The organism is Clostridium sp. Cult2 (assembly GCF_021655075.1).
Classification (GTDB): domain Bacteria; phylum Bacillota; class Clostridia; order Tissierellales; family Tepidimicrobiaceae; genus Schnuerera.
The window spans coordinates 45761-71728 of sequence record NZ_PPXX01000054.1; the positions used below are offsets into that span (position 1 = coordinate 45761).

At 31.2% G+C, this 25968-nt stretch carries 20 protein-coding genes and 2 riboswitches; of the genes, 7 read left to right on the plus strand and 13 right to left on the minus strand.

Going from position 1 to position 25968, the window contains the following annotated elements; genetic code table 11:
- Window positions 1–155: 155 nt before the first annotated feature.
- Window positions 156–1403 (plus strand): MFS transporter, encoded by a 1248-nt coding sequence (locus C3E90_RS06275; RefSeq protein ID WP_236914808.1) that lies wholly within the window; start codon window positions 156–158, stop codon window positions 1401–1403.
- A gap of 19 nt (window positions 1404–1422) precedes the next feature.
- On the opposite strand, the gene C3E90_RS06280 is transcribed toward C3E90_RS06275, so the two are convergent.
- Complete coding sequence (locus C3E90_RS06280) at window positions 1423–2712, minus strand: amidohydrolase (protein WP_236914809.1); 1290 nt, start codon at window positions 2710–2712, stop codon at window positions 1423–1425.
- Between the two features lie 125 nt (window positions 2713–2837).
- A complete protein-coding gene (locus C3E90_RS06285) occupies window positions 2838–3644 on the minus strand; it encodes a transglutaminase-like domain-containing protein (RefSeq protein WP_236914810.1) in 807 nt (268 codons plus the stop codon).
- Between the two features lie 13 nt (window positions 3645–3657).
- A riboswitch (cyclic di-GMP riboswitch) is annotated at window positions 3658–3744 on the minus strand.
- Window positions 3745–3890: 146 nt separating this feature from the next.
- On the opposite strand from C3E90_RS06285, the gene C3E90_RS06290 reads away from it, so the two are divergent.
- On the plus strand, window positions 3891–4547 hold the full coding sequence (locus C3E90_RS06290) for a class A sortase (RefSeq protein ID WP_236914811.1): 657 nt from the start codon (window positions 3891–3893) through the stop codon (window positions 4545–4547).
- 92 nt (window positions 4548–4639) lie between these two features.
- Here the strand turns inward: C3E90_RS06290 and C3E90_RS06295 are convergent, their stop codons facing one another.
- The 5 genes from C3E90_RS06295 to C3E90_RS06315 form a co-directional block, all read right to left on the minus strand.
- Complete coding sequence (locus C3E90_RS06295) at window positions 4640–8872, minus strand: LPXTG cell wall anchor domain-containing protein (RefSeq protein WP_236914812.1); 4233 nt, start codon at window positions 8870–8872, stop codon at window positions 4640–4642.
- A gap of 264 nt (window positions 8873–9136) precedes the next feature.
- Entirely contained in the window at window positions 9137–11698 is a 2562-nt protein-coding gene (locus C3E90_RS06300) for a GH39 family glycosyl hydrolase (RefSeq protein WP_236914813.1), read from the minus strand.
- Between the two features lie 127 nt (window positions 11699–11825).
- Entirely contained in the window at window positions 11826–12251 is a 426-nt protein-coding gene (locus C3E90_RS06305) for a DUF1893 domain-containing protein (RefSeq protein ID WP_236914814.1), read from the minus strand.
- A complete protein-coding gene (locus tag C3E90_RS06310) occupies window positions 12229–13626 on the minus strand; it encodes an MATE family efflux transporter (RefSeq protein WP_236914815.1) in 1398 nt (465 codons plus the stop codon). Before C3E90_RS06310 ends, C3E90_RS06305 begins: the two co-directional genes overlap by 23 nt.
- A gap of 94 nt (window positions 13627–13720) precedes the next feature.
- Window positions 13721–14518: a M55 family metallopeptidase gene (locus tag C3E90_RS06315; RefSeq protein ID WP_236914816.1), complete on the minus strand. Its 798-nt coding sequence runs from the start codon at window positions 14516–14518 to the stop codon at window positions 13721–13723.
- A 172-nt stretch (window positions 14519–14690) separates the two neighbouring features.
- Here C3E90_RS06315 and C3E90_RS06320 point away from each other — a divergent pair, with 172 nt between their 5' ends.
- Complete coding sequence (locus C3E90_RS06320) at window positions 14691–16064, plus strand: MATE family efflux transporter (RefSeq protein WP_236914817.1); 1374 nt, start codon at window positions 14691–14693, stop codon at window positions 16062–16064.
- A gap of 152 nt (window positions 16065–16216) precedes the next feature.
- Here C3E90_RS06320 and C3E90_RS06325 read toward each other — a convergent pair whose 3' ends face one another.
- From C3E90_RS06325 to tkt, 5 genes are all read right to left on the minus strand, one after another.
- The gene (locus C3E90_RS06325) at window positions 16217–17758 is read right to left on the minus strand and encodes a Mur ligase family protein (protein ID WP_236914818.1); all 1542 of its coding nucleotides are present in this window, start codon (window positions 17756–17758) and stop codon (window positions 16217–16219) included.
- Window positions 17759–17786: 28 nt separating this feature from the next.
- Window positions 17787–18977: a carboxylate--amine ligase gene (locus tag C3E90_RS06330; protein WP_236914819.1), complete on the minus strand. Its 1191-nt coding sequence runs from the start codon at window positions 18975–18977 to the stop codon at window positions 17787–17789.
- A gap of 167 nt (window positions 18978–19144) precedes the next feature.
- Window positions 19145–19648, minus strand: a complete 504-nt coding sequence (locus C3E90_RS06335; RefSeq protein ID WP_236914820.1) for a hypothetical protein — start codon at window positions 19646–19648, stop codon at window positions 19145–19147.
- A 4-nt stretch (window positions 19649–19652) separates the two neighbouring features.
- A complete protein-coding gene (locus C3E90_RS06340) occupies window positions 19653–20051 on the minus strand; it encodes a hypothetical protein (protein ID WP_236914821.1) in 399 nt (132 codons plus the stop codon).
- Window positions 20052–20192: 141 nt separating this feature from the next.
- Window positions 20193–20371, minus strand: a riboswitch (cobalamin riboswitch).
- Between the two features lie 56 nt (window positions 20372–20427).
- The gene (gene tkt, locus C3E90_RS06345) at window positions 20428–22404 is read right to left on the minus strand and encodes a transketolase (protein WP_236914822.1); all 1977 of its coding nucleotides are present in this window, start codon (window positions 22402–22404) and stop codon (window positions 20428–20430) included.
- A 157-nt stretch (window positions 22405–22561) separates the two neighbouring features.
- On the opposite strand from tkt, the gene C3E90_RS06350 reads away from it, so the two are divergent.
- From C3E90_RS06350 to C3E90_RS06365, 4 genes are all read left to right on the plus strand, one after another.
- Entirely contained in the window at window positions 22562–23806 is a 1245-nt protein-coding gene (locus C3E90_RS06350; RefSeq protein WP_236914823.1) for a Y-family DNA polymerase, read from the plus strand.
- A 12-nt stretch (window positions 23807–23818) separates the two neighbouring features.
- The gene (locus tag C3E90_RS06355) at window positions 23819–24082 is read left to right on the plus strand and encodes a hypothetical protein (protein ID WP_236914824.1); all 264 of its coding nucleotides are present in this window, start codon (window positions 23819–23821) and stop codon (window positions 24080–24082) included.
- A 64-nt stretch (window positions 24083–24146) separates the two neighbouring features.
- Window positions 24147–24383 (plus strand): hypothetical protein, encoded by a 237-nt coding sequence (locus C3E90_RS06360; protein WP_236914825.1) that lies wholly within the window; start codon window positions 24147–24149, stop codon window positions 24381–24383.
- A gap of 306 nt (window positions 24384–24689) precedes the next feature.
- Window positions 24690–25520: a sigma-70 family RNA polymerase sigma factor gene (locus tag C3E90_RS06365; protein ID WP_236914826.1), complete on the plus strand. Its 831-nt coding sequence runs from the start codon at window positions 24690–24692 to the stop codon at window positions 25518–25520.
- On the opposite strand, the gene C3E90_RS06370 is transcribed toward C3E90_RS06365, so the two are convergent.
- Window positions 25517–25968: M48 family metalloprotease (locus C3E90_RS06370; protein WP_236914827.1), on the minus strand; the 452-nt coding region annotated here is incomplete at its 5' end. The two genes, C3E90_RS06365 and C3E90_RS06370, sit on opposite strands and share 4 nt — an antisense overlap.

A 25968-nucleotide genomic window follows, 5' to 3' on the forward strand; every position in this document is an offset into this window, starting at 1 on the left:
CCCCCCTTATTTAGATTATACTATAAAAATTACAGGTATTTAATAAGGTTTTAGGGCTAATTTTGATTATCAATATTTATCTATGGAAATAGATTGCCTTTTGATATATACTATTTAGAGGGTCTAAATAGTATATAGGTAGGTGTACATAATAAATGGAAGAAAGCTATTCCATACAAGAAGAATATTTAGAGTATAATATTAGAACAAATATAATAAATGGTATTTTAGCTACTGCTGCTTTAAATTTAGTAAATCCATATTTTGCAAAGTTTGCTGAAAGATTAGGAGCTACAGATTATCAAATTGCATATCTTACATCATTACCCCATTTTTTTAGCATTTTAGCTTTTATTCCAGGTGCTATATTAATAGAGAGCTTGAAGAATAAACAAAAAGTTGTAGGTTCAATTATGCTTATTCAAAAATTCTTCTATCTTTTTATGGCCTTTATACCTTTTTTAAACCTGAATCAAGCTAGCTTGTTTATCTTTTTAGTTGGATTTATGAATCTCCCTGGTGCTATAGGAAACATGGGATATCAATCTAGTATGGGAGATGTGTTTTTAACCCAAGATAGAGGTAAGGCTATGGGATTAAGATATAGGTATTCTTCAACAGTAGGAATTATTATAACCTTCATATCTGGTAGGCTACTAACTTCCTTGCCTAAATCTCCAGCAGATACCATAAAATTATATCAAATATTTTTTATTATTGCTTTTGTGCTAGCATTTATTGAGGTTGTTTTTTATTTTAAATTTAAAGGTGTTAATAAAAATGAAAAAGTATCCTCTAACTATATTGCATCTTTAAAAGATGTAATTAAAAATCTACCAAAACGAAAAAAATTTATCATATTTACAATATGTTCCTTGTTTTTTCATATAGGATGGGTTGGTGCTCAACCCTTATTTAATATATATATTATTAAAATACTAAAAGCAAACGAGACATGGCTAAGTATCATGTCTATCGCTAGTGGTATATCCTCTATAGCCACCTATACAAAATGGGCTTCTTTTGCAGAAAAAAAAGGCAATGGTATTGCCTTGACTATTGCCATTATTGGCATGGGTATAACACCCATACTATACGCATTATCGAGAAGTTTATTTATGTTAGTTCTTTTCAATATAATTATTGGAGTATCTGTAGCAGGGACAACCTCTTTGCTATTTAGCATATTGCTTGAAATAATACCAAATAATAATAGAACAATATATATCGGAGTATATAATACAATGATAGCAATAATTTCAGCAATATCCCCTATTCTAGGTGTTAAGATAATGAATATGACTAACATAAAAATTTCTTTAATAATAATTGCAGTCATTAGGCTTACGGCTAGTATCTTGTTTTATACAGGATCTAACCTTACGAAGAAACACCCTAGCTAGGGTGTTTCTTAATAAAATATTATCTATTTATTAAATCCTTAGCAGATTTTTCTGCATTATACATAATCTTTTCTACATCTAAAGTTTTTATCTCTCTCTTCTCCATTATTATTTTTCCATCTACTATTACCGTATCCACATCAGACCCTTGTACTGAATAGGCTAAAGATGATATTACATTGTGTAATGGATATAGATGAGGTTTCTTCATGTCAATTAAAACTATATCTGCTTTTTTCCCTATTTCTATAGACCCTATTTCTTTATCCCATAGTAAAGCTTTGGCACCGTTTATTGTTGCCATTCTCAGTGCAGTTATAGCTGGTACTGATATAGCGTTCATATTTACAGCTTTATTCACAATTGAAGCTAAGTGTATTTCTTCAAACATATTTAAATTATTATTGCTAGATGAGCCATCCGTTCCTAAACTTACATTTACTCCAAACTTAAGCATTTCATCTATGGGAGCGAATCCACTAGCAAGTTTTAAATTACTAGTTGGATTATTTACAGGACTTACATTGTTTTCCTTTAATATTTTTATATCCTCATGATTGATATGGACACAGTGGGCAGCTATAGTAGGTAATCTAAATAATCCTAAATCATATACATGTTTTATAGGAGATTTGCCATAGGTTTTAAAACTATCCTCTACTTCCTTTTTAGTCTCTGATAAATGGATATGGATACCAGTATCCAATTCATAGGCTAAATCCATTATATCTTCTAAATAATCAGGACTACAGGTATAAGGTGCATGAGGTGCTACCATTACCTTAATTCTTCCATTACCTTTATCATTCCAGTTATTATATAGACTCCTTGTATCATCTAATTTTTCTTTCTCTTTGCCTGGTTCTTCTATAAGACCCCTTGTCAAAATCCCTCTCATCCCCGACTCTTCCAAACCCTTTCCTACTTCATCCATGAAAAAATACATATCACAAAAAGCAGTAGTACCAGTTTGAATCATCTCTACCATACTTAAAAGGGAACCCCAATAAATATCTTCTCTTTTAAGATTTGCCTCTATGGGCCATATTTTCTGAGTTAACCATTCATGTAATGGTAAATCATCAGCATAATTTCTAAGTAAAGACATTCCAATATGAGTATGAGCATTTATTAACCCTGGTATTGCTACTTTATTTTTACCGTCTATGGTTCTATCTATCTTTATATCCTCTCTCAATTCACCAATATGCTTTATTTTATCTTCTTCAATGTAGATATTAGCATTTTCTAATACTTCTTCTTTGCAATCCATAGGTACTATAGTGATATTTTTAATAAGTAAGTTCATACTAATAGCTCCTTCCTTATATACTTAAAATAAGTATATCATATGATTAATAATAAACCCATTTGCTTTTCATTTATAAATAGCAAATGGGTTATAAACATATATGGTTTTTATTAAAATAAACCTTAATATTCTTTTTCCACTAAATATTCTTTTGGATTCTTTATCATTGGAACTGATAATTCATTTTTCACATATGCAGAATCATATGTAGTATCTATAATAATCCATTCATTTGTTTCTTTTAAATATACTTGATTCCAAGCATGGTATTCTTTAATATCATTATTATACCCCATAACTAATTTAGTTGGAATACCAATACTTCTTAGCATTGCTGAAAATAAAGCTGAGTAATCATAACATATTCCCTTAGAGGATTTAAATGTTTCCTCAATGGAAGGTAAGTAACCTGCCTGTAAGTTTTTTATCTTCTCTTTATCATAGCTAATGTTATTTACTATATAACTATGTATAGCTTTAACTTTATCTAAATCACTTTTTGCATCTTTAGTAAGATCTTTTGCTTTCTTTATAGCTTCCATATCTTCATTCCAATTAATAAGCTGGATGGATTGTAGAAATACTTTATTCTTATCTATTAAACCTAGATTTAATTCCTCTTTTTCTAACAATCTATATTTGTTCCCTTCAATATTTTCTAGTATTGAAATAGTATATTTACCATCACCTAATTGAAGGGGAAATTGATTGTTTGTTCTTATGTCATAGGTATATTTACTAGTTCCTTTACTTATCATTACCTTTAGCTTTGAATTTTTTGAAGGACTATAATTGATACTTATTAAACCTTTATCCAATTTACCTTTGTCAAAACTATTAGATAAAATAGCTTCTTTAGAAAAGCTAGTTGCTGAAGTAAAAATTAAAATAAAAATTATGCTAAGGCTTACAATACGTTTTTTAAACAAATAAAACTCTCCTTTCGGTAACTGGCTGCCATCTTAGTCTCCTAAGGAAGGCCCTTTAGTTTTGCGTCCCTAACTTTCGTTAGATTTGCCTTTATCGGTGGAAAGTCACCAATAATCTATATACTTTACCATTATTATACAATGGCTTGTCCTTATTGTCCATAGCTTTCTATACCTAAATTAAAATATTTATTTATATATGAGGATATTTGGTATAATTAATATAAATCCTTTGGAGGTATAATTATGAAAAAAGTAATACCTATATTATTGATTATAATAGGCATATTATTCCTGTTGACTCCTTTTATAACAGAGCAGATAATCAAGTATTATAGCAAATCTATAATAAGCGAAGAAGTTACCAATGAAATTATTAAGGCTAATAATCAAAATGACCAGTTGGAGGTAGAATTTGACTTTTCTGCTATAGAGGATGTAGATATAAAATCTATAATAAAAGGTTCTATGAATTTTAACAGAAAACTTGTAATTGGGACTATATTAATTCCCGATTTGGATATAAACCTACCTATAATGAAAGGTTTGTCCGATGCTAATCTTATGGTAGGTGCTGCTACTATGAAGCTAGACCAATCTTTTGGCCTAGGAAACTTCACTTTAGCAGGGCATTATATGAAAAATAAAGACTTACTGTTTGGAAGTTTGATGGACATTGAAATAGGAGATTTAGTTTATATATCAGATGGGGAAAAAATCTATGAATACAATATATATGATACTGTAGTTGTTCTCGATACTGCTATGGAAATGCTATCCGATAAAAAAGCAGGTGAAAAGGGTAAACCTATAATCTCCTTGATGACCTGTTACTATTCTTCTAAGACAGGAAAGAGATTTTTTGCCCTAGGGGAATTGGTAGATGAATATCCAATTGATTAGAAAAATTCACTGTTAATATTGCATGATTATAACCTATTACAGATTGGGATATTGAAATATAGAAAAGGCAGAGTTCCCTCTGCCTAATAAATCTATGCTGTTTTTCTTCTAAATGCAAAGCCTAATGCTATTAGTATTAAGCCTATTAAGTAGAAAATTATATTATTGTTTTCCCCCGTTTTAGGTAATGTTGGCTTGTCTACATCTAGCCCACCTTTTGGTGTATTGTCATCTAAACCAATTGTTGGGTCGTCTTCTTTATCTACATCTGTGCCACCTTTTGGATTGCCATCCTCATCTATGTCTATTGTAGGATCTTCTGGATCTGTTGGGTCTTCTGGCTCCGTTGGTTCTGTAGGATTTTCTGGTTCTTCTGGCTTATCCTCTTCGTTATAGATTACAAGCTCTATTGTAGTTCCATCGGTTATGTTTTTCTTTATTATTTCTTCGTTTAACATATAGCCTTCTGGTGCCTTTACTTCTTTGATTGTATATGTTCCTACAGGTAGATAATTAGATATAGCTTCACCTTTACTATTAGTTTTTAATGTACCTACTACTCGATTTGCAGAATTTAATATATTGAATTCCGCATCTTGTAGTAATTCATTAGAACCTAATGCTTTTTTAATTATCTTTATTCTGCCTTCAGGAGTAGGAGGTTCGTATGGTATTTCTGGGTCTGTTGGTATCCTTCTGTTTTCAAAGGTTACTTTTACTACTACCTTGTCCTCTTTGATTTCAAAAGGATGTTTTTCATTGTTTCGTACATATCCTGATGGTGCTTGAGTCTCTTTAAAATAATATTTACCATATACTAAATTTTCAAACCTTATTATACCTGTTTCATCAGTAGTTTTTTCTTCTACTAGTTCATCTTTTTCAGTATAAACTGCAATTTTAGCATTCTTTAATGGTTTATTTGTATATCTATCTACTTTTAGTAATTCAAAATCTCCTCTAATTCTAGTATTGGATATACTTCCACCATTTATCTTAATGGTTTCACCATGTGTAGTTATGGAAACCTCTACGGGTTCTATAGGATTATATCCTTCTGGCGGGTCGGTTTCTATGATTATATATTCACCATATTCTACATCCACAAATTTAACTTCCCCTTTATTATTGCTTATTGCAACTTGGACTGGGGATTCTAATTCTTTGTCAGATTCATGGTATAATGTAAACTCTGCACCTTCTAGTATGTCATCATCTTCTCCATATTTAGTGAACTCTATATTGCCCTTTATCTTTTCATTCTTAATATCAACCTTTATATGTTTAGTATCAACACCTTTTTTAAGTTCAACTTCGGTATCTTCAATTAGATAATATTCTGTAGGCGTTTCTATTTCCCTTATATAGTAGGTTCCCATCCGTAAGTCATCAAATAAAATCTCACCATTTTCATCTGTTTCCCCAATAACAGCTGGCGATAAAGATTTTTTATCCTTATCAAGTAGTTCAAATTTAATATTGGACAGTTTTTCATTAGTATCTTTATCTGTTTTAACAATCTTAATGCTACCTCTTGTCTTGCTTCCTGTACCTCCAGCTGCTGCATTATCAAAATATATTGATATCGCTTTACTAGTATGTGATTGCTCAACTGCAGTTCCTTTTAGCATTATTTCATTTTTAAAGGATTCATCACTTATACTTTCTCCATCTATGTCTGTTGTAAATTTTAAAATATATGCATCTTTAATATCACCTAGACTAAACTCTACAGTATTAGTATCTACATCATATTTTGTACCAATAGGACTCTCATCTTCTACTGGGGTGTATTTCCCCTTATCATCTACTATTAGTTTATATAGTTTAACAGTAGTAGTATCCAAGATTAATTTATCTTGTAACTTATCAGTAAGTTTTACATCTATTAATTCTAGCTGATTGGTATTGATGGTTACTTCCCAATCGATATAATCATTATGCCTTTGGTAGATTCCTTCTTTACCAACTATGGTGTTTTTGATTATATTTTCTCCTGTCCATGACTCTCCACTTTCTTTAATTTGATCTCCTGTTAATGTTGCTTTGTTCTCTAATTTTTTATCTCCATTTGTTTTAAGGAAATCATGAACTTTATCTTCAGGTATTTTGGTTTTAAAGGTGATAGTTACCACATCTTCAATATTTCCAAGATTTATTGTCAATTTATTTCCTTCAAGCTTATATTGGTTAACTCCTTCACCTTCTGTTGATGCTGTGTTACCTATTTTTAATTCGCCATCAAATTTATGGAATTCTCCAAGTATCTCATCTACAACTACAGCATTATTAATTTTCATTTTATTTTCATTTACAACTATCTTCCAAAATGCTTCACGGGTAAGATAATTATATCCTGTGCCTGTCTTTTCTATTACCTTACTTATATAGCTTTGGTCACCACCTGTCTCCCTTTCATTTATGTTGTTACCATTAATCTTCACAGTATTTTTAAATGTTTCATTATTATTTGCGCCATATAAATGTTTATATTCATCTTTAATCTTTGTAACTAAATTAATGGTATAGGTATCATTAATTTCTCCATCATAACTGAATTTTAAGTTCTGTCCTTTCTCCTCAAATTGCCAAGTATCTTTATCAACGGTATGAGATACATATTCCAACTCATCTGGAAGTATATCTGTTACTACAGGATTTTGTATATCTAGCTTGTTTTCATTTATTGTTATAGTCCAATATACCTTATGTTCAGCTCTATCATAGCCAATGCCTTCTTTTGAGATTACAGTCCTAGGTAGAGAGACTCCTTCCTCTGATTCTGCAAGATTTTCGTTACCCCAACTCAAAGTTGCTTTATTAATATAAGTTTTAGTTTTATCAGGTTCATATGCTTCTATATCTACTATTCTGGTATCATAGGTTATGGTAAGTTTTTTATCTAATCCCTTGGGGAATTTTATTATGAATTTATTGCCTTCTTCGGTCAAATTATATTGAATCTCTGACGGCTCAAGTTTAATTGAACTTTCTATTAATTTCAATCCTGTTGGAATAGTATCTTCTAATTTAGTATCTGAAGGAAGTTCCAAGTTATTGTTGTTTATTTCTATTGTCCAAGTAATCTTATCATCGTCTCTATTTCCACTTTTATTAGGTACAAATCCACCATTTTTCTTGATAAAGTTTACTGTCGTCCCAACCGAATCCTCTGGCTCATTTGTTGGAGTATTATCATCCCCATAGGTACCAGTTACCTTGTTCTTAAAAGTAATTTCATTCCCTTCATTTTCAGGCTTAAAAGCAGATAAATTTGGTTTTGTTTTAAATTTTATTGTATATCTAGTACCATCTTTTATTGGTTCTTTAAAATCATATGTTATTGTTTCATTTTCATATCTAAATTCACCCTTTGCTTCTGGTTCAATACTGAAGGTTCCTTCTATATAAGTCTGTCCTTCTTGTATTATATCTTTTATTTTTACATTACTTATTTCTCTACCTTCTGGTTGAGTTTTTGGATTAACGGTGATAGTCCACTCTATTTCATTTTTATCATTATCATAATTACCTTTTTTAGTTAAAGTTACTTCTTCTGTCTCAACAATTTTTTCAAACTCAACTTTTTTTATAATTGTTCCACCTGGAACTTCAAATTTGATCTCCTTATTCCCACCATTTTCTAGACTATCTTCAATTAGTTTGCCAGTTACCCTTGCCCAACCAGTTCTTCCCTCATCATATTCTTTATTAATTATAGGTAAAAATTGAATAGTCATAGTTCCATCTTCATCTATCTCAATTTCACCTAGTTTATTACCATCTATGTCATGTAGCAAATCGATTGTCTTGTTTTCTGATATCTTTATTTCATCTGCAATCTTGAAAGTATAAATTTTATCTATATCCACATCTACATTATCACCAATTTCAAATTTAAATTCCATTGTTACATCTGCATCTAGTGGATAAGGTGGGCCTTTTATTTCTTCCCCATCTTTTTTGAAAACTAAGTTAATTTCTGTAAATTTAACAGGATCTGTGTTTTCTACGTTAGTTAGGGATTTAAAATCATCAGTTAATCCACCTTGTGTTTCTATTTCGTTTTCTTCTTCAGTCATTTCCCCAGTTTCTAGCTCATCCGAATCTCCTAGTTCGGCCATTTCATCCTCAATCGGCTCTCCTGGTTCCCTTTCTGATGGTTCTTCTGTGGTTTCACCAAGTTCCTGCCCCTCTACTATCTCAGGCTCCACTAACTCCTCAGCCCATACCACATCCCCAATCATAGGCATCAACACCTGCAATAACATTATCATAACAACTAGCATACTTATCCTATATTTAGTTGTATTTAAAAATTTCAATTTATCTCCTCCCTTTTCAATTGTCAAGTTTCAAGTTATATTTAATTTTCTTGTCAATTTTTCTATACAATTTGTATCTATAGTCATAATTTGCCTATTTTTTATAGTATCAAATCTTATTAATTACCTCTTCTTGTTTTTTGTTTTAATAGTCATTGTTTTTTGCTGGATTTGAAAATTTTTTCCAAGTTAACTCCAACTGCCTCTAAAAATTACATTATATAAACAACAAAAAAACTACAGATACCTGATAATATCCATAGCTTACACTCTCTTCTCCAATATCACCATCTCCACTCCATGAACTGGCACTTGAAATACTGTTCTATATTCTCCATCTAACTCCACATATTCTACTACCATTTCTGGCTTAGCTTTTCCCTTCAAATATTCTATCTCTTCCATTGACATATTTTCTGGTGCACCCATTTTAATCCACTCATCAAATACAGAGCCCTTTCCTCTATTTAGTTTATAATTGGTTATTTTATAATCTCCCATAACACCCTTTATATTAAATTCTATTTCCTTAATCTCTTTGTTCTCATAAATCAAATATCTCTCCTTATGATTTATATGGGAAGTGTCTCCAGATAAAAACAAATCGTCGAAATAAGCATAATTATATGCTAATATCTGAATATCCTTACCAGATTTAGTTATTATATAATCCTCTCCTTGTCCAATAACCCTATCCCCTAATTTAGATAATAGATAATAGGCATAATAAGATGATTTTTTTAGTCCATCTTTATTTATTAGACCAAATCCTCCATGAAAATGTGACATTCCCAACTTATGCTCTTCAAATATATCAGTAAAGGTCCAGTATCCTAAGGAATTAACCGTATTAATAGAATCTAATACATTTTTTATGATAAAGGTTGCTACATAGGATGTATCGTGAATAAGATTACCAAAATAAGAGGAGGCATTCCATTCTGTAATATGGATTTCTGGTTTCCCCTTTAGATTTGTTTCTACTATATTATTAATTCTGTTAATGGTATTGAAAGTATGATTTCTATCATGGTATATTTTCTTAACAAGTGGTATGATATCAACCACATCCATGCCTTTTTCAAAGTAGGAGGGAAGTTTTTCTAGTGCTTCCTGGCATACATATTCTGGATATATATGAGCCGATAAAAAATCTAGGGGAACTTTATTCCTATTACAAAATACTAAAAAATCTTCCAGCCAGTCGCTATCTAATATAGCCCCATGGGTTATGGCAGGCCCTCCTACTTTTAAGTTTCCAGATATTGACTTAATAGCCAATGCAGTTTCTCGATAGAATTCAAAATACTCCTCCTTACTTCCTGCCCAAAAAACATATTCATATTCTGGTTCGTTCCATACTTCAAAATACCAAGTTTCCACTTCTTTTAGGCCGTATCTATTTATACAATGCTTTATAAATTCTTCCACCAAATCCGTCCAAAGTTTTATATCTTTAGGAGGGGAAATATTTCCCTTCCACCAAAATACTGTTTCATCAGAACGTTTTAATTCATCTGGCATAAAACCAAATTCTACAAAGGGTTTAATGTTGACCTCCATAAAAAAATCGAATAATTCATCTACATAAGACCAGTTATACTCTACATTACCTTTCTTAGAAAGGTTATATACCATCATCTCATCCATAAATATGCCATGAAATCTAATATAATTAAATCCAATTTCTTTTTGTAATTCTTTTAACTGAGCTTGCCAATTACTCCTTAAACCTTCTGCTGCCCTGCTAAATGTAATAAGTTCTCGCCAATAATGTTCTAAATTTTGACCTTCATCCCCTCCATTTACCAAAATATACTCTACATTACCTATAGCATTATAATCATTTTCAACTTGTACCTCTGTAGGCTTTAGATAGGTAAATAGTTTTCTTAATGCTGTTGTTCTATCTACATCTAAATAAGTTTTACTTTTGTTAATAGCTTTATCTTTGGTGAAATTATTATGATTTTCAAGTATAGTCTTGGAGTTTTTTCTGTATTCTGTGGGAGAGCAATTATATGTTTCTTTAAAAATCCTGTTGAAAGAATTTACGTTAGAAAAACCACTAGTATGGGATATATCTATTATAGTTTTATCTGTATTTATCAACATATCTACTGCATTAAATAATCTTACACTATTGATATATTCTTGAAAAGATATGCCCATTTTATCCTTTATAAAATGAGATAAATAATAATAATTAACATGTTCTTTCTCTGCAATCTCTTTTAAAGTTATCTTTCTAAATATATTTTTATTTACATACTCTATTATGCGCTGAAGTCTAACAAGATCTTCATCTCTTAATTCTTCTGCTTCATCACCTATTATGGAATAATCGAAGTTAGTTAAAAGATGTTTTCCCAATAAATATAGATAGTTCCCTATTGCAAATTGGTATCCTTTATTCTTTTTATTTAATTTCCAAACTATCTTTGCAATATAGTGCCTGATTATATCAAACCTTTCCTGTTCTTGACCATAAGTAAAGGATTTACAATCAAAAGTTATCTTATTAAACTGAGGATAAAAATAGTTGTAAAGCTCTGGATCTATCTGGATAGCCAATAATACATTATTATCCTTAGTCCTTCTTGTACTATGTAATTCATTACAATTTACTAATATTAAATCATTCTCTTTTAGATAATAGGTTTCTTCTCCTACTCTAACATTAACACTGCCTTCTAGGATTAATAGTATTTCTATTTCCTTATGCCAATGCATCTGAAATCCATCAATACTATGGATTATCACATTTATCGGCAAATTTTCATGTCCCTGTATTATTTCATATTGATACTCCTTAAAACTCCTCATATGGTCCCCCCTAGTTTTTGTCCTTAGTGTCAAATATAAAGATACATATGGACACTGGAACTTTAATTTTTAAGTATTCTATATATTTTTTACTAATTTACATTCTACTATATTAGTTTAAAAGCTACTATTTACTAGTAGCTTTTAAAAAGTCCTTGATTCTATCTAAAAGTTCTTCTGTATTTTCAACCTGAACTGTTATCTTTTCAATAGGGCACATATCCGTTCCATCCCAGTTTTTGATATAGGTACAAGTTTTGTAATAACTATATACTATATTGCTTTCTTCTAATGTCTCTATAGCAGTATCCGATAATAGTTTCCCGTATATTTCTTTTACTCCTATATATTTGTATAACATAGCTGCTCCTTTTCCTATCACTCTATCGGCAATAGAAGATTCCCTTCCTATATCTGCCATTTCAGTAGCTAAAGTATAGATAGGTTTTATGCCTTTATCATAGCTTTTATATATTAATCTGCCATCTTTTACTACTGCTAAACATAAATTTTCTTCTTCTAGATATTTTTTAGCTATTTCTATATCCTTCATTTTCCTCAACTCCAATTAAAGATTCGCTCTTATATATATCCTTCTTCTTAAAGATTATTACACCACAAATAAACCTAAATAATAAATCTAATCCTAATGCAATCCAAATAAAAGTAATGCTGGTTTTAAACACAAAAGCTCCTAATAATGAAAGAGGTACCCTTATTAACCACAAACCTAACATAGCTACTATCATGGGTATTTTAGAATAGCCTGCACCTCTCATGGCACCGTTAATAACCCCATTTATATTCTGAGGTATTTGAACCAGACCCATTACGAATAAATACATAGCTCCTATTTTAATAATTTCACCATCATTAGTTAGGAGTCTCATAACCTGTTTTGGAAAGAAAATTAATACTCCTCCAGTAAATATGGTTAAGATACTAGTCCATTTAATTAACTGGTGGATATATTTTTCCCCTTGTTCTCTATTTTGAGATCCTATAGAATGTCCAATAAAAGTAGTTGCTGCTACCCCAAATCCTGCTGCTGGCATATAGGAAATAGCTTCTGCTTGTAATCCTAACTGATAGGCTGCATAGGCAATTTCTCCATAGGTAAGGATAGCCTTTGTCATAAGAATGGCAGCCCCTTCCCAGAATATAGTTTCAAAGGAAGTAGGTAGACCTACTTTATATATAGGCAAAACTTCTTTCAATTGAATTTTAAAGGCTAATTTATCTCCTATTGTAGTTAATGTACCTTCTTTTCCAAATAACACCTTTAATCCTAATATTGCAGCAGTAAATTGAGCAATTAATAATCCAAAGGCAGCCCCTCTTAGCCCTATAGGATTAATACCCAGTTTTCCAAATATTAATATATAACTAAAAGTAATATTTACAAAATTCATTATTAAAGCTATCTTCATAGGAATTTTTGCATTCCCCATACCCTGTAAAGTTCCAGCTACTATTAAAACTACAGTAATAAATGGTAATCCCCAGGAAATAGTCCTAAGATACAACACCCCATTAGCTAATAATTCTTTACTAGGGTTAAATATCTTCAATAAAGTTTCAGCATTCCAAAATAATAGTTGTTGTAACACCGCCACCAACAACACCGAAAAAAACAAGGTCTGGGTTACAATCTTTTTTAACTTAATATAGTTATTAGCACCATGGGCTTGAGCAACAAATACGGATACACCTGTTGATACTCCTTTAAATATAGCCCATATCATATTGAAGATAATATTGCTCATTCCTAGAGCTCCAACAGCTAAAGGATTAATCCTACCTATCATAGCCATAGAAACAATTCCCGCTGTCATCTGTAGAATATTTTCAAGGGTAATAGGAAGAATCATGGATAGTATTTTTTTTCTTATTATTATATTTTCTCTATTTTCTTCATTTATTCTCATTTCTTTTATTTCCTCTGATATTGATATTATTATATAATAGATAGAAGTTTATTATATAAATAAAGCTCCTTAAAATCAATGAATTTATTAAATCTTATAATAGAAATCTTGTAGCTCTAACTACTTCCATTAAATCTTTTGTTTTAAAACTAATTCTTTTAGAATCAATTTGCGCTACTCCTTTATAATTCATAGCCCTTAGAGCCTCTGAATGTTGATTATACTTTATTTCCAATTGAAATTCCTTTGGTAATTCTATCCTATATAGGGAAAAATCCTTACTTAAACTTTCCTCTACTCCACCTCTTATAAGTTCTAAAGCCAATTGTGGATGTATGTTTATGGTAGAATTGCCTCTCCCCTCTTTTACAGGTATGGTTACTATATTTCTATTGGTTTTTTTTACTTCATCACATAATCCTAAATCCCCACTTAAAAATACTACAGGTACTTTTAAATAAGTAGCCATATATGAATGAAGAAGAAACTCTGATAAGTATTCCCCGTTAAGTTTAATATAATCAATACTTGTATTCATAGTATGGGATAAAGGATTAGTATTTGTTCCACCAGCAGAATGATAACCTATAAACAATAGTGCATCAAAGGTTTCATCAAGCTCTTGCACCATAGAATACATATGTCCACTCCATCCCCTTATGAGTTTAGTGTTTTTAGGTAATAGATTATGATCTATATTCCTTCCGCTATCATGAGCATCCTTAACCCATATTTCATCTACTCCTGCATTTATAGCGCCTTCGCAAGCAGCCTTTACTTCTAATGTCATTTGATGTGCAAACTCCTTATGGTCTGTTTCAGGTTTTTCTGTTTCATTCCAGTGGGTAACCCCAGTAATCCCTTCAATATCAGCACTTATATATATCTTCATAAAACATGCCCCCTTGTATAAATTATATATTCATTATAACAGTATTTCATAATAATATATATTTATTAACGTATTTTGTTTAATATTTTAATGATATTGCTAAATTATAGAAAATATATTAGTATATATATATATCTTTTAAGGTACCCAATTATTTTCGAGGGGGAATAAGATGAATAATATAGAAAATAACGAACTATTAACAGGTGATTTAAGAAAGAACCTGCTTAAAATTTCCATACCTACTATGCTTGGTTTTGTATTGCAAGCCGTATATGACATGGTAGATATGATATGGATTGGTCGAATATCAGCTTCTGCAGTAGCAGGAGTTACTATTTTTTCCACTGTGTTTTGGCTAGTTTCAGTCCTAAATGAAATTATAGGTACTAGCTCCATTTCTTTAATTACACAAGGTTATGGAAGAAAAGATGTTCAGCGTACTAGGAAGGTGGTAGAACAAACTTTAACCTTTAAGGCCTTAGTCGCCATTCTATCAGCAATTATTATTTCAATAATATTAAAACCATTATTGTCATTTTTCTCTACAGATGAGGTTGTCATTAAAGCTGCCCTGGACTATGGTTATATAAGAATGTTTTTCCTTCCCATAATGTTTTCTTCCTATTCAGTAAATACTGCATTAAGATGTTTGGGAGACGCTAAAACTCCTATGAAAATAATGGTTATATCTTCAATAACTAACATTGTTTTAGACCCTATATTCATGTTTGATAAGATTCCAGGGACCAATATTCCAGGCTTTAACATGGGAGTTTTTGGTGCAGCTTTAGCTACGGTTATTTCTACGGTAATAGCCTTCTCCTTAGGTTTTTATATATTGCTTAAAGGAAACGATAAGCTAAAAATAACCTTTAAAGGATTGTTTCAATTGGATTGGGAAATCGATAAAAAGTTGTTAACTATAGGATTACCAACTGGTGTAGAAGTTCTTATGAGAAATCTATCTAGTATTGCTACACTGAAATTTGTATCAATATATGGAACGAATACTGTAGCTGCCATGGGTATAGGTGGCAGGCTTTTTAGCTTTTCCTTTATGCCTATTATAGGTATAGTTATGGGATCAAGTACAATAGTAGGGCAAGCTTTAGGTGCAGAAGATGTTGATAAAGCAAAGGATACAGCAAAATTTGCTGCTTTAACTAATGTAGTAATGATGGGACTTCTATCAATTATATCCATATTGATACCAGACAAAATAATGGCCATTTTTATAGAAGATCCAGAAGTTATTAAAATAGGCGTTCCTATGATAAGAATATTGATTCCCGCTCTAATATTGGCTGGATGGTCTATGGGATTAGGTTCTGTATTTACCGGTTCTGGCCATAATATACCTTATCTATTATCTAGTATTATCTCTAGATGGGGAGTGCAAGTTCCCATGCTTTTTATTACTACAAAAATATTAAACCTTCCAGTTATCTATGTTTGGCTTAGCTTCTTAGCAGCTGAGATCGGAGAAATTATTGTAATATTAACCCATTATAAAAGAGGTAAATGGAAAACAAAAAGGGTATAAATATGTTTACAATAGGAGACGAAAAAGCAAGAAAAAATTATAAGAAATAATATACTAAAAAAGCGCAATGTTTATAAATTACATTGCGCCTTTTTTAGTATATTAATGTATTTGGATTCTTTTGTATATGAAAGAGTTTCCCCTTCCTTTTATTATGATATCCCAGCTATTCTATTTTGTAATGCTCCAAATAACTCTCTTTTATCCATGTCTGGTTTTAGCTTATATATCTCTTCTAAGGCAACCTTTGCACCATAGTCCATTCCCTGACATCCTGCTAGAAGTACAATATCATCTTTTGATACATTGGATAATCCATAGGATATAGCCTCTGGTAATTCATCAAATAGATGGACTTTAATTTTTGCTTCATCCATTATCTCTTTAAATACTTCTATTTCTTCATCTGTTACCCTATCTTTTTCTCCAACATGAGATTTGCTTAATGTAGCAACCAATTCTTTTATGCCTAGTTTTGAAGCCCATTTAACCATAGTCCTTGCATTTTCTCTATTAGTAGTTACTCCTCGACTGCCTCTAATAGCATATATAAGATGTAAATTATTATAATCCATCATACTCAGGGTTTCCAATGTTACATTGATATTTCCAGGGTTTGCAAAATGATCATCTATTATTTTAATGTTTCCATCATAAATAATTTGAAAACGTCTTTCAACACCTTTAAAAGAATTAATTGCCTCCTGAATTACAGGAATAGGTACACCAGATAATAATCCAATAGCTATGGCTACCATTGAGTTATAAACGGAATGATACCCTGGAACGGATAAATCTACTCTAAATTCTTGAGGCTTATATTCTATTTCTCCAACTTTAATTGGCTTTTGAATTTGAACTTTAAATTTAGGTCGCCCTGTAGATAAATCTAAATGGCTACAGGATAAATGGCCAGTTCTGTCCTTCACTCCAAAGGTTAGAACTTTAGCTTGGGTTTCATCTATTAAGGATTTAGAATAAGGACAATCTAAGTTTAATATAGCCCATGCTGAAGGCTTTGCATTTCTTATTAAACTAGCCTTAGCTTCAAAATATTTATCAAAGGAACCATGTAGATCAATATGCTCTCTTCCTATATTGTTTAAAGTTACTATATCAAAATCAACATTACCCACCCTATTTAACTCTAAGGCAGAGGACGAGACTTCCATTACTACATGGGATACATTTTGTCTTCTCATCTGTGAAAAATAACGTTGAAGGTCTAAAGATTCTGGGGTTGTCAATATAGAAGGTTCTATATAGTTACCATACTTCACCATGACGGTTCCTATTATTCCTGTTTTTAATTCATACTTTTCTAAAATAGCATTAATCATAAAGGAAGTAGAGGTCTTTCCATTAGTTGCTGTAATGCCAATTACCTTCATTTTTTCAGAAGGATGATTATAATAGGCATGGCTTAAAGCCGCCAAAGCTTGGCGAGTGTCTTTTACACGGAATTGGGGAATATTTGGAACTTGTTGATAATCTTCCACAATAATTGCTACTGCCCCTTTTTCAATGGCTTGTGGTATATATCTATGACCATCTGTTTTATTCCCTTTTATACAGACAAATAAGTCCCCAGGCTTTATCTTTTTAGAATTATAAGCAATGCCTTCTATATTAACATTCTTTTCCTGCCAGGATTCAATCACTTCTATATCCTGAAGTAATTTATATAGTTTCATCATCAGTATCTCCCTTCACTTTTACTAGTTACCTATTAAGTTTAAATATTTTCCTCATTAAGGAACTAAATTTAATTCCCAAAAATGCAAAAGCAGGTTTTGGATCCTTCCAATCCCAAATAGCATAGGCCTTTGGTTTATTATAGGATTTGATTACATCTATTAATTTCAATTGGCCAGTTTTTAAATATCCCCTAATAGCTAATAAATCCTCAAAAGCATACCAAAATACTAAATTAGTATCATGAGTAACTGCATAAGGTTCTAAAGGCTCACCTATTAACTCCCTATAAGCAATATAAGGCATATTAACTCCTGCTTTATACAATAAACTATTAAGATTGGTAGTTCTAGCATTTATTTCTATTAAATAATATTTTCCAGTATCAGCATCTTTTTTAAATTCTATTTCTGCAAAACCTTTATAGCCAATATCTTCTAAGAACTTTCCTCCTATATCATATAATTCAGGTACATATTTCTGTCCAGTATATACAGAGGCCCCAAAATTAATAGGAAATTGGCGATATTTTTGGCATGTTAACCAATGGGTTACCTTGGCTTCTTGATTTAAATAAGCATCAAAAGTATACATATGATCATCAAAACCAGGTATAATCCTTTGAACTATTACTTCCAAATTAGCTGAAGTAGCTTTTTCTATAGCTTCTTCCAATTCCTCCATGCTATATACTTTAAATAATTTCTTCCTAAACTTAGATACAAAAGAGGGCGAATCAGTAGGTTTAACTAAACATGGAAACTTTACATTCTCCTCTACCTTTTCTCTAAAATTTTCATCATCTATATGGACTGTCTCTGGAACTAATAATCCATGTTCTTCAGCTAAAGAATGTAAGGTTCCTTTATCCATAACCTTAGTATACAAGCCTTCTTCTGTTTGCGTAATTAAATAATATTTTGATAAAGTAGACAAATATTTATCTATAAATTCCACATAACCATCTGCAGATGGAAACAAAACTGGCTTATGATCTTGTTTTTTACTATATTCAATTAAAAAATTCAATAATCCTTCTGGGTCTTTCTTGGAATTTGGACCAATTAATTTTTCCGAGCAATACTTAGAATGAAATCCATAGGTGCCTTTTGATGAATAATCTATTGCAACAGTAGGTACTCCATGAATAGCTAAACAACGAATAATACTAAGCCCTATGTAATAATTGGCTCCAAGAATAACTGCTTTAGTTTTCATTATTACACCTCTTGTTCTATTCTTTCCATATTTTTATAAATATAAACGGTTGTCCTATTTACATCATTTTAACATATATATTGGAAATTTTACAGAAAAACAATTCAAAAAATTATTGAAATCCCTTTATAATGAAATAAAATTTAAAGCTAAGGAATTCCCTAACTTTAAATTTTATAATAAGATTTATTAAGTTTGGTTAATATTTCTATCACAGGTTTATAAAGAACTAGAATTAATATAAAATTGGAAGTCCCATGAATCAAGTCAAATGGTATACCTCTAATCCAGTAAGTCCATCCATAGGCTACTCCATAGAAAAAGGATTCTATAAAAGCAAAAAAGATTCCAAAGGCATAACCAAATATAGCTCCAATGGTTGCATATCCATATTCCGATTTTATTCTCCTTTTTATTAGCTCCGTTATTATTATAAGCATAGGCCAAATTATATAGTAAACAAGGAGCCAAGTAGAGAATCCATATAGAAAGATTTCAGTAGTTGTAAAAACTACAGATACAAGAAGAACCTTTTTATAACCAAATACTACAGTGTATGCTATAAATAATAGTGTAACAATCTCTACATTAGGTATAAAACTTAAGGCTAATTTCCCTGCTGTTATAGTTGCGCTTAAAATTCCTATAAGGGCAATATCTCTTATCTTCATAGTATCAATAATTGGCTAACTCAAAAGTATAAATATCTTTATCTGTTAAAGGTATCTCTCCTGGTCCGGTTACCGCGTCTTCTCCGTTAATGTATATGTGGAAATATTCTTGCTTATCAGGGTCAACTACATAGTTCAACAACCCTGTCACCATAGTCCCAAAATCATATTTTTCAAAGGTTACTCCAAGTTCTTCTTGTTTTTCCTCTAATAATTCCAGTAAAAATTCATGGTCTGTTTTATACTCAAAGATTTTATCTACATCCTCACTTTTATTGATTACATGAATAGTAATTGCTTTAACCCCTTCCGCCCCTTTAGGGCTTAAAAAGGTTTTATAGCCTACAAATATCAACAATGTAACTATTAAAACTGATAAAATCACCTTGGTTTTTTTGTTCATAATATCTCTCCTCATTTTTAAATTTTTCTTAGTATTACTGGTATATTATCCCTGTAGACTAAACAATTAAAAAACCTTCCAACTTCAAGTTGAAAGGTTTAAATACTTTGTATCAACAACCCCTCCAATCCTCGTGAAGTCTACGTTGTACCAATATAGGCAGGTCTTCCGGCTTGGTTTATAATAGTAGTTTGCCTTCCCAGTTTCCCAGTGGCATAGTAAACTACTAAAATACCTTACGGCGGCGGGACCGCACAGGAATTTCACCTGTTTCCCTATTAATGCTAAAAACAATAGCAACCTATATTCCCTATTCAATTTTTTATTAATTTTATAATACTATATTTTAATGTATTTAGCAATATTCATGAAGATTTTATTTCTCTCCTACCAGCTTTAATGCTTCCTCTACTACTTTATCTACTGTAAATCCAAATTTTTTAAATAATTCATTCCCTGGTGCAGAAGCTCCAAAATGATCAATGGCTAGAATTTTTCCATTGCTGCCCGTATATTTATGCCATCCTAAAGAAGAACCTGCTTCTACTGCTAATCTATTTGTCATTTCTTTAGGTAATACTTTTTCCTTATATTCTACAGATTGCTCCTCAAATATTTCCCAGGAAGGCATACTTACCACTCTAGTTCCAATTCCCATTTCTAATAATTTCTTTGATACCTCATATATCAATTGAACTTCAGAACCCGTGGCCATTAAAATTATATCCACTTTTTCATCTTCTTTCAATATATATCCACCTTTTAATGCTTTCTTACCAGTTCCCTCTAAGAGAGGTAATCCTTGTCTTGTAAGTATTAAAGCTGTTGGTCCTCCTTTTGTCAATGTCCTATACCAGGCTGCTGATGTTTCCCTGGCATCAGCTGGTCTAATTACTGTCATATTTGGCATAGACCTTAACATGGCCAAATGTTCTATAGGTTGATGGGTGGGTCCGTCTTCTCCCACTCCTATACTGTCATGGGTTAATACATAGGTTACTGGCAAATCCATGAGAGCAGATAGTCTCATAGAAGGTTTCATATAATCACTAAATACTAAAAAAGTTCCACCATATGCTTTTAATCCCCCATGTAGAGCCATTCCATTTAATATGGCTCCCATAGCATGTTCTCTTACTCCAAAGTGGATATTAGAACCATCATAGCTATTAGGTGAAAAAACTTTTCTTTCCTTCATAGTAGTCTTATTAGAAGGGGCTAAATCTGCCGATCCACCTATTAGGTTTGGCATTTTTTCTGCCAACCTATTTATTATGATTCCAGAAGCTTCCCTTGTAGACATATCTTTTTCAAAGCTCCAAAATTCTTCAGACTTTAAATATTCCATAGGCAATTCCAAGTTTAACCATCTTTCTAATTCCTCAGCTAATTCTGGATATTCTTTCTTATACCTATCCCATTCTCTTTTACAATTCTCTTCTTCCTTTATTCCCTTCTCAACTAAATCCTTCATATGCTCTTTTACTTCTTCTGGTACAGTAAATTCTTCTTTTTCCTTCCAGCCTAAAAATCTTTTAAGACCTTCTACATTTTCTTCCCCTAAAGGTTCTCCATGGGCAGAGCTTTCCCCTTGTTTAGCAGAACCATAGCCTATTTCTGTTTTTATCTCTATTAATGAAGGTTTTGATATATTTTCTTTAGCTTTCTCTATGGTTTCTCTAATTTTTTCTATATCATTTCCATCTTCTACTCTATAGGTTTTCCAGCCTAAAGCCTCAAAGCGTTTTGTTACATCTTCTGTAAAAGCTAAATCAGTGCTTCCTTCTATTGTAATGGAATTGGAATCATAAAGTACAATCAATTTACCTAAGCCTAAATGCCCAGCCAAAGAAGCAGCTTCATAATTGATTCCTTCCATTAAACAACCATCTCCAGAGAGAATATAAGTATAATGGTCTATAATATTATATCCTGACCTATTAAAATGAGCTGCCAAATGAGCTTCTGCCATGGCCATTCCAACCCCATTGGCAAAACCTTGTCCTAAAGGACCTGTTGTTGCTTCTACTCCTACCGTATGGCCATATTCAGGATGTCCAGGAGTTTCACTATCCAATTGTCTGAAATTTTTTAACTCTTCCATATCTAAACCATAATCGAATAGATGTAATAGAGAATATAAAAGCATAGAGCCATGACCTGCTGATAGAATAAACCTATCCCTATTTACCCAATTTGGATTTATAGGATTATGTTTCATTACCTTTGACCAGAGAGTATATACAGCTGGAGCTGCACCTAATGGTAAACCTGGATGGCCAGATTTGGCTCTTTCTATAGCCTCTGCTGATAAAACTCTTATGGTGTTAATGGTTAATTGATCTATATTCATTTAATCCACTCCTATAATTTTATGTAAATTTAATTCTATTATATATATAACCCAAAACCCCGTTAATAATTATACTATTTAAATAATCTTCTAAAATATTAAAATCCCATTTACACCAAACATATGTTCTGCTATAATAAGCATAGGAGGGGTTTTTATGAAACAGAGGATTATATTCCATGTAGATGTTAATTCTGCCTACCTTTCTTGGGAAGCAGCTTATAGATTACAACACGGGGAAAATATAGATTTAAGGAATATTCCTTCAATAGTGGGAGGAGATGAGTCTAAAAGACATGGTATAGTACTGGCTAAATCTATACCTGCAAAGAAATATGGGATTTTAACAGGGGAAAGTATTTATTCAGCTAAACAAAAATGTCCTAATCTAACCATTGTATCCCCTAATTATGAAAGATACATGAAAGCTAGCAATTCCATGGTAGATTTGTTAAAGGAATATTCTCCTTATATACAAAGGTATTCTATTGATGAGGTTTTTTTCGATTACTCTCATGATGATAAAAAGATTTTTCTGGATACCGCTTATGAAATCAAAGAAAGAATAAAAAAGGAATTGGGTTTTACAGTAAATATAGGCATAGGTCCTAATAAACTATTGGCTAAAATGGCCTCAGATTTTAAAAAGCCTGATAGAGTACATACCCTATTTTATTACGAGATAAAGGATAAAATGTGGCCATTACCTGTAGAGGAACTTTTTATGGTAGGTTCTAGAACTAAAAAAAAGCTTAATGGAAGAGGTATATTTACCATAGGAGAGTTGGCTAAATTGGATAGAGAATATATATATTCCTGGCTAAAAAAACCAGGCCTTCTTATATGGGAATATGCCAATGGAATAGAAAACTCCCTTGTAAAAAATATTCCTCCTCCTGTTAAATCTGTAGGTAATTCAACTACTACATCCTATGATGTGGATAATAGAAAGGAAAGCTATATGTTTCTATTGGCTCTATCGGAAATGGTAGGTATGAGGGTTAGAGATTTAGAGCAAAGTGGAAGGGTGATTTCTGTAGCTTTAAAAAACGACCATTTCTATTCCTATTCCCACCAAAGAAAACTAGATATACCTACAGATTCTACAAATTCTATATATAAAACTGCTAAAAAACTATTTGATGAAATGTGGAATGGAGAACCTATAAGGCGTTTTTCCATAAATATATCTGAACTTTATTCTAATGAATTCTGTCAGCTATCCCTATTAGAGGACTATAATCCAAAGGAAGAGGCCTTAGATAAAACCATAGATAGAATAAGATATAGATATGGATATAATTCTGTAATTCGCTCTTGTTTTCTCTATTCTGGTATAAAACCAATTATCGGAGGGGTAGTGGCAGAAGAAGATTATCCTATGATGTCTAGTATTTTTTAGGAGTGGTATTATATGAAAATATTGATGAAACCAATAGAGATGATTGCTTGGTTTACTACAAAGGAAAAACCAATTCCCTTAAGATATAGGATCATTGATGAAAACAATATATACAAGGTGATAAAAGTAGATAAGATTTTATTTGCTGAAGAAGAAAAACTGGCAGGCAATAGGATGATTCTCTATAGATGCCAAAGCATAATCAATAATACTCAGAAAGTATACGAATTAAAATATGAAATAGATACTTATAAATGGTTTCTCTTTAAAATTTAATAATTTTTTCTTTTCGGTACATACTAGATAAGAAGAAGTGTAATACTAAGAGAGGATGAGTCCTATGGAAAACCCAAGAGCAATAAGTGAAATATTAAATCAGACTAAAAAAATTGATGAAAACAATTGGAACACCTCCCAATATTTAAATAGCATAAATATGCTCCTTACATCTAATGATTTAGCAAAAACAAAGGATGATGGATTAAGTAAAAAATTTGAAGAACTCAATAGTAAAATGGAAGATATCAATAAATTAACCTCTGATTTATTGGAGGATTTGTCGAGAAGACATAATTAAGGTGATGGAAATCCATCACCTTAATTTATTGTATAAATCTATAGTTTTTTTAGAATCCTTATAGTTTATTATATAGTATCTATTTTCCGTTTTAATGACTATATAAGGAGATCGATTTTCGTGAATATAGATATTTCCTACTCCTAACTCCTCCAATTTAAAATTCCCCGTTGAATTACATAAACCTTCTTCATCCTCTCTATCTGTTATATAAATTGTATAACATAATAAAATTATCTTCAATAGTTTTCTAAAAATAAAGGATTTTATGAATCCATGTAGAATATAATATATTAGGTGATGAAGATGAAGGCTGAACATTTGGAATTAAAGAATGAAAACTATATTTCCAATGAAGAGCTTGTAGCCCTTTATAAGAAAAACAAAGATATAAATATAAGAAATAGAATTATTATAAACAATATAGGATTAATATACGCTGCAGCAAGAAAAAGAATAAAAAATCCTACTTGCTTTACACTAGAGGACTTAGTACAAGAAGGAGTTATTGGAATGATGAAGGGTATAGAAAGATTTGATGTCACTAGGGACACTAGCTTTTCTACCTATGTTTATTATTGGATTATCCAACAGATGGATAGAGCCTTAATGAATGATGGATATATGGTAAGACTTCCTGCTTATATATATGAAAAAATCAATAGCCTATCCACAGTTGAAAACAACTATATGGCTAAAAACGAAGAAATAGATTTAAAAAACCTTTGTAATGAGGCAAATATGACAGAACAAGAATATCTATTAATTAGCTATTACAAAAAAAATTATTCCAGTTTTACCTCTCTAAATTCTATTATAAACACAGATTCGGATGAAAACTATGTGGAACTTCAAGACTATATCCCCTGCCAAGATGTTTCCGTTGAAGATATTATTATTTCAGAAAGCTTAAAAGAACAATTAATTGAAATACTAAATACACTATCCCCAAAAGAAAAAGAAGTATTAGAACTTAGATTTGGTTTAAATGGAGACGAACCATTAACTTTAGAAGCCATCGGAAATAAATATGATTTAACAAGAGAAAGAATCAGACAAATTGAAAATAAAGCGTTAAAAAAATTGAAAAGACTTAACTTAAGAAATGGTCTCACAGATTATTTATTAGAATACTAATAATCCATAAAAAACTTAATTCTTTCCTCTGCAGTAGGATGGCTATGATACCAAATTTTAAATATTTTACTTGGTCTGGGAATACTTAAATTTCCTTCATATAATTTAAGCATTGTAGATACAGCAGCCTCTTTATTTTTTGTTAATTGTATCTCTACCATATCAGCTTCCCTTTCCATCTGTCTAGAACTTAAATTGATTATTGGGTTTGCAAAAAACATATAAAAATTTAATACCAATACAATTAAAGGAATAGAAGCTATATCATATAATCTATTAAACCCAAATACTCCATTGGAATTTATAAGTATCCAATTAGAAGTCCTATATACTAAGTACATTAAAACTACTGAAAACAAGCCTCCTAATATTATACTCTTCCAAATATGTCCTTTTATATAATGGCCAATTTCATGGGCAGTAATAGATAACACTTCATCTTTATCCA

What these genes read in the sequence shown, in the direction of transcription:
- C3E90_RS06320 (WP_236914817.1), top strand. Translation starts at nt 14,691, where the DNA reads ATGAATAATATAGAAAATAACGAACTATTAACAGGTGATTTAAGAAAG.
- tkt (WP_236914822.1), bottom strand. Translation starts at nt 22,404, where the DNA reads ATGAATATAGATCAATTAACCATTAACACCATAAGAGTTTTATCAGCA.
- C3E90_RS06300 (WP_236914813.1), bottom strand. Translation starts at nt 11,698, where the DNA reads ATGAGGAGTTTTAAGGAGTATCAATATGAAATAATACAGGGACATGAA.
- C3E90_RS06310 (WP_236914815.1), bottom strand. Translation starts at nt 13,626, where the DNA reads ATGAGAATAAATGAAGAAAATAGAGAAAATATAATAATAAGAAAAAAA.
- C3E90_RS06290 (WP_236914811.1), top strand. Translation starts at nt 3,891, where the DNA reads ATGAAAAAAGTAATACCTATATTATTGATTATAATAGGCATATTATTC.
- C3E90_RS06355 (WP_236914824.1), top strand. Translation starts at nt 23,819, where the DNA reads ATGAAAATATTGATGAAACCAATAGAGATGATTGCTTGGTTTACTACA.
- C3E90_RS06335 (WP_236914820.1), bottom strand. Translation starts at nt 19,648, where the DNA reads ATGAAGATAAGAGATATTGCCCTTATAGGAATTTTAAGCGCAACTATA.
- C3E90_RS06360 (WP_236914825.1), top strand. Translation starts at nt 24,147, where the DNA reads ATGGAAAACCCAAGAGCAATAAGTGAAATATTAAATCAGACTAAAAAA.
- C3E90_RS06315 (WP_236914816.1), bottom strand. Translation starts at nt 14,518, where the DNA reads ATGAAGATATATATAAGTGCTGATATTGAAGGGATTACTGGGGTTACC.
- C3E90_RS06365 (WP_236914826.1), top strand. Translation starts at nt 24,690, where the DNA reads ATGAAGGCTGAACATTTGGAATTAAAGAATGAAAACTATATTTCCAAT.
- C3E90_RS06350 (WP_236914823.1), top strand. Translation starts at nt 22,562, where the DNA reads ATGAAACAGAGGATTATATTCCATGTAGATGTTAATTCTGCCTACCTT.
- C3E90_RS06340 (WP_236914821.1), bottom strand. Translation starts at nt 20,051, where the DNA reads ATGAACAAAAAAACCAAGGTGATTTTATCAGTTTTAATAGTTACATTG.
- C3E90_RS06325 (WP_236914818.1), bottom strand. Translation starts at nt 17,758, where the DNA reads ATGAAACTATATAAATTACTTCAGGATATAGAAGTGATTGAATCCTGG.
- C3E90_RS06275 (WP_236914808.1), top strand. Translation starts at nt 156, where the DNA reads ATGGAAGAAAGCTATTCCATACAAGAAGAATATTTAGAGTATAATATT.
- C3E90_RS06330 (WP_236914819.1), bottom strand. Translation starts at nt 18,977, where the DNA reads ATGAAAACTAAAGCAGTTATTCTTGGAGCCAATTATTACATAGGGCTT.
- C3E90_RS06305 (WP_236914814.1), bottom strand. Translation starts at nt 12,251, where the DNA reads ATGAAGGATATAGAAATAGCTAAAAAATATCTAGAAGAAGAAAATTTA.
- C3E90_RS06280 (WP_236914809.1), bottom strand. Translation starts at nt 2,712, where the DNA reads ATGAACTTACTTATTAAAAATATCACTATAGTACCTATGGATTGCAAA.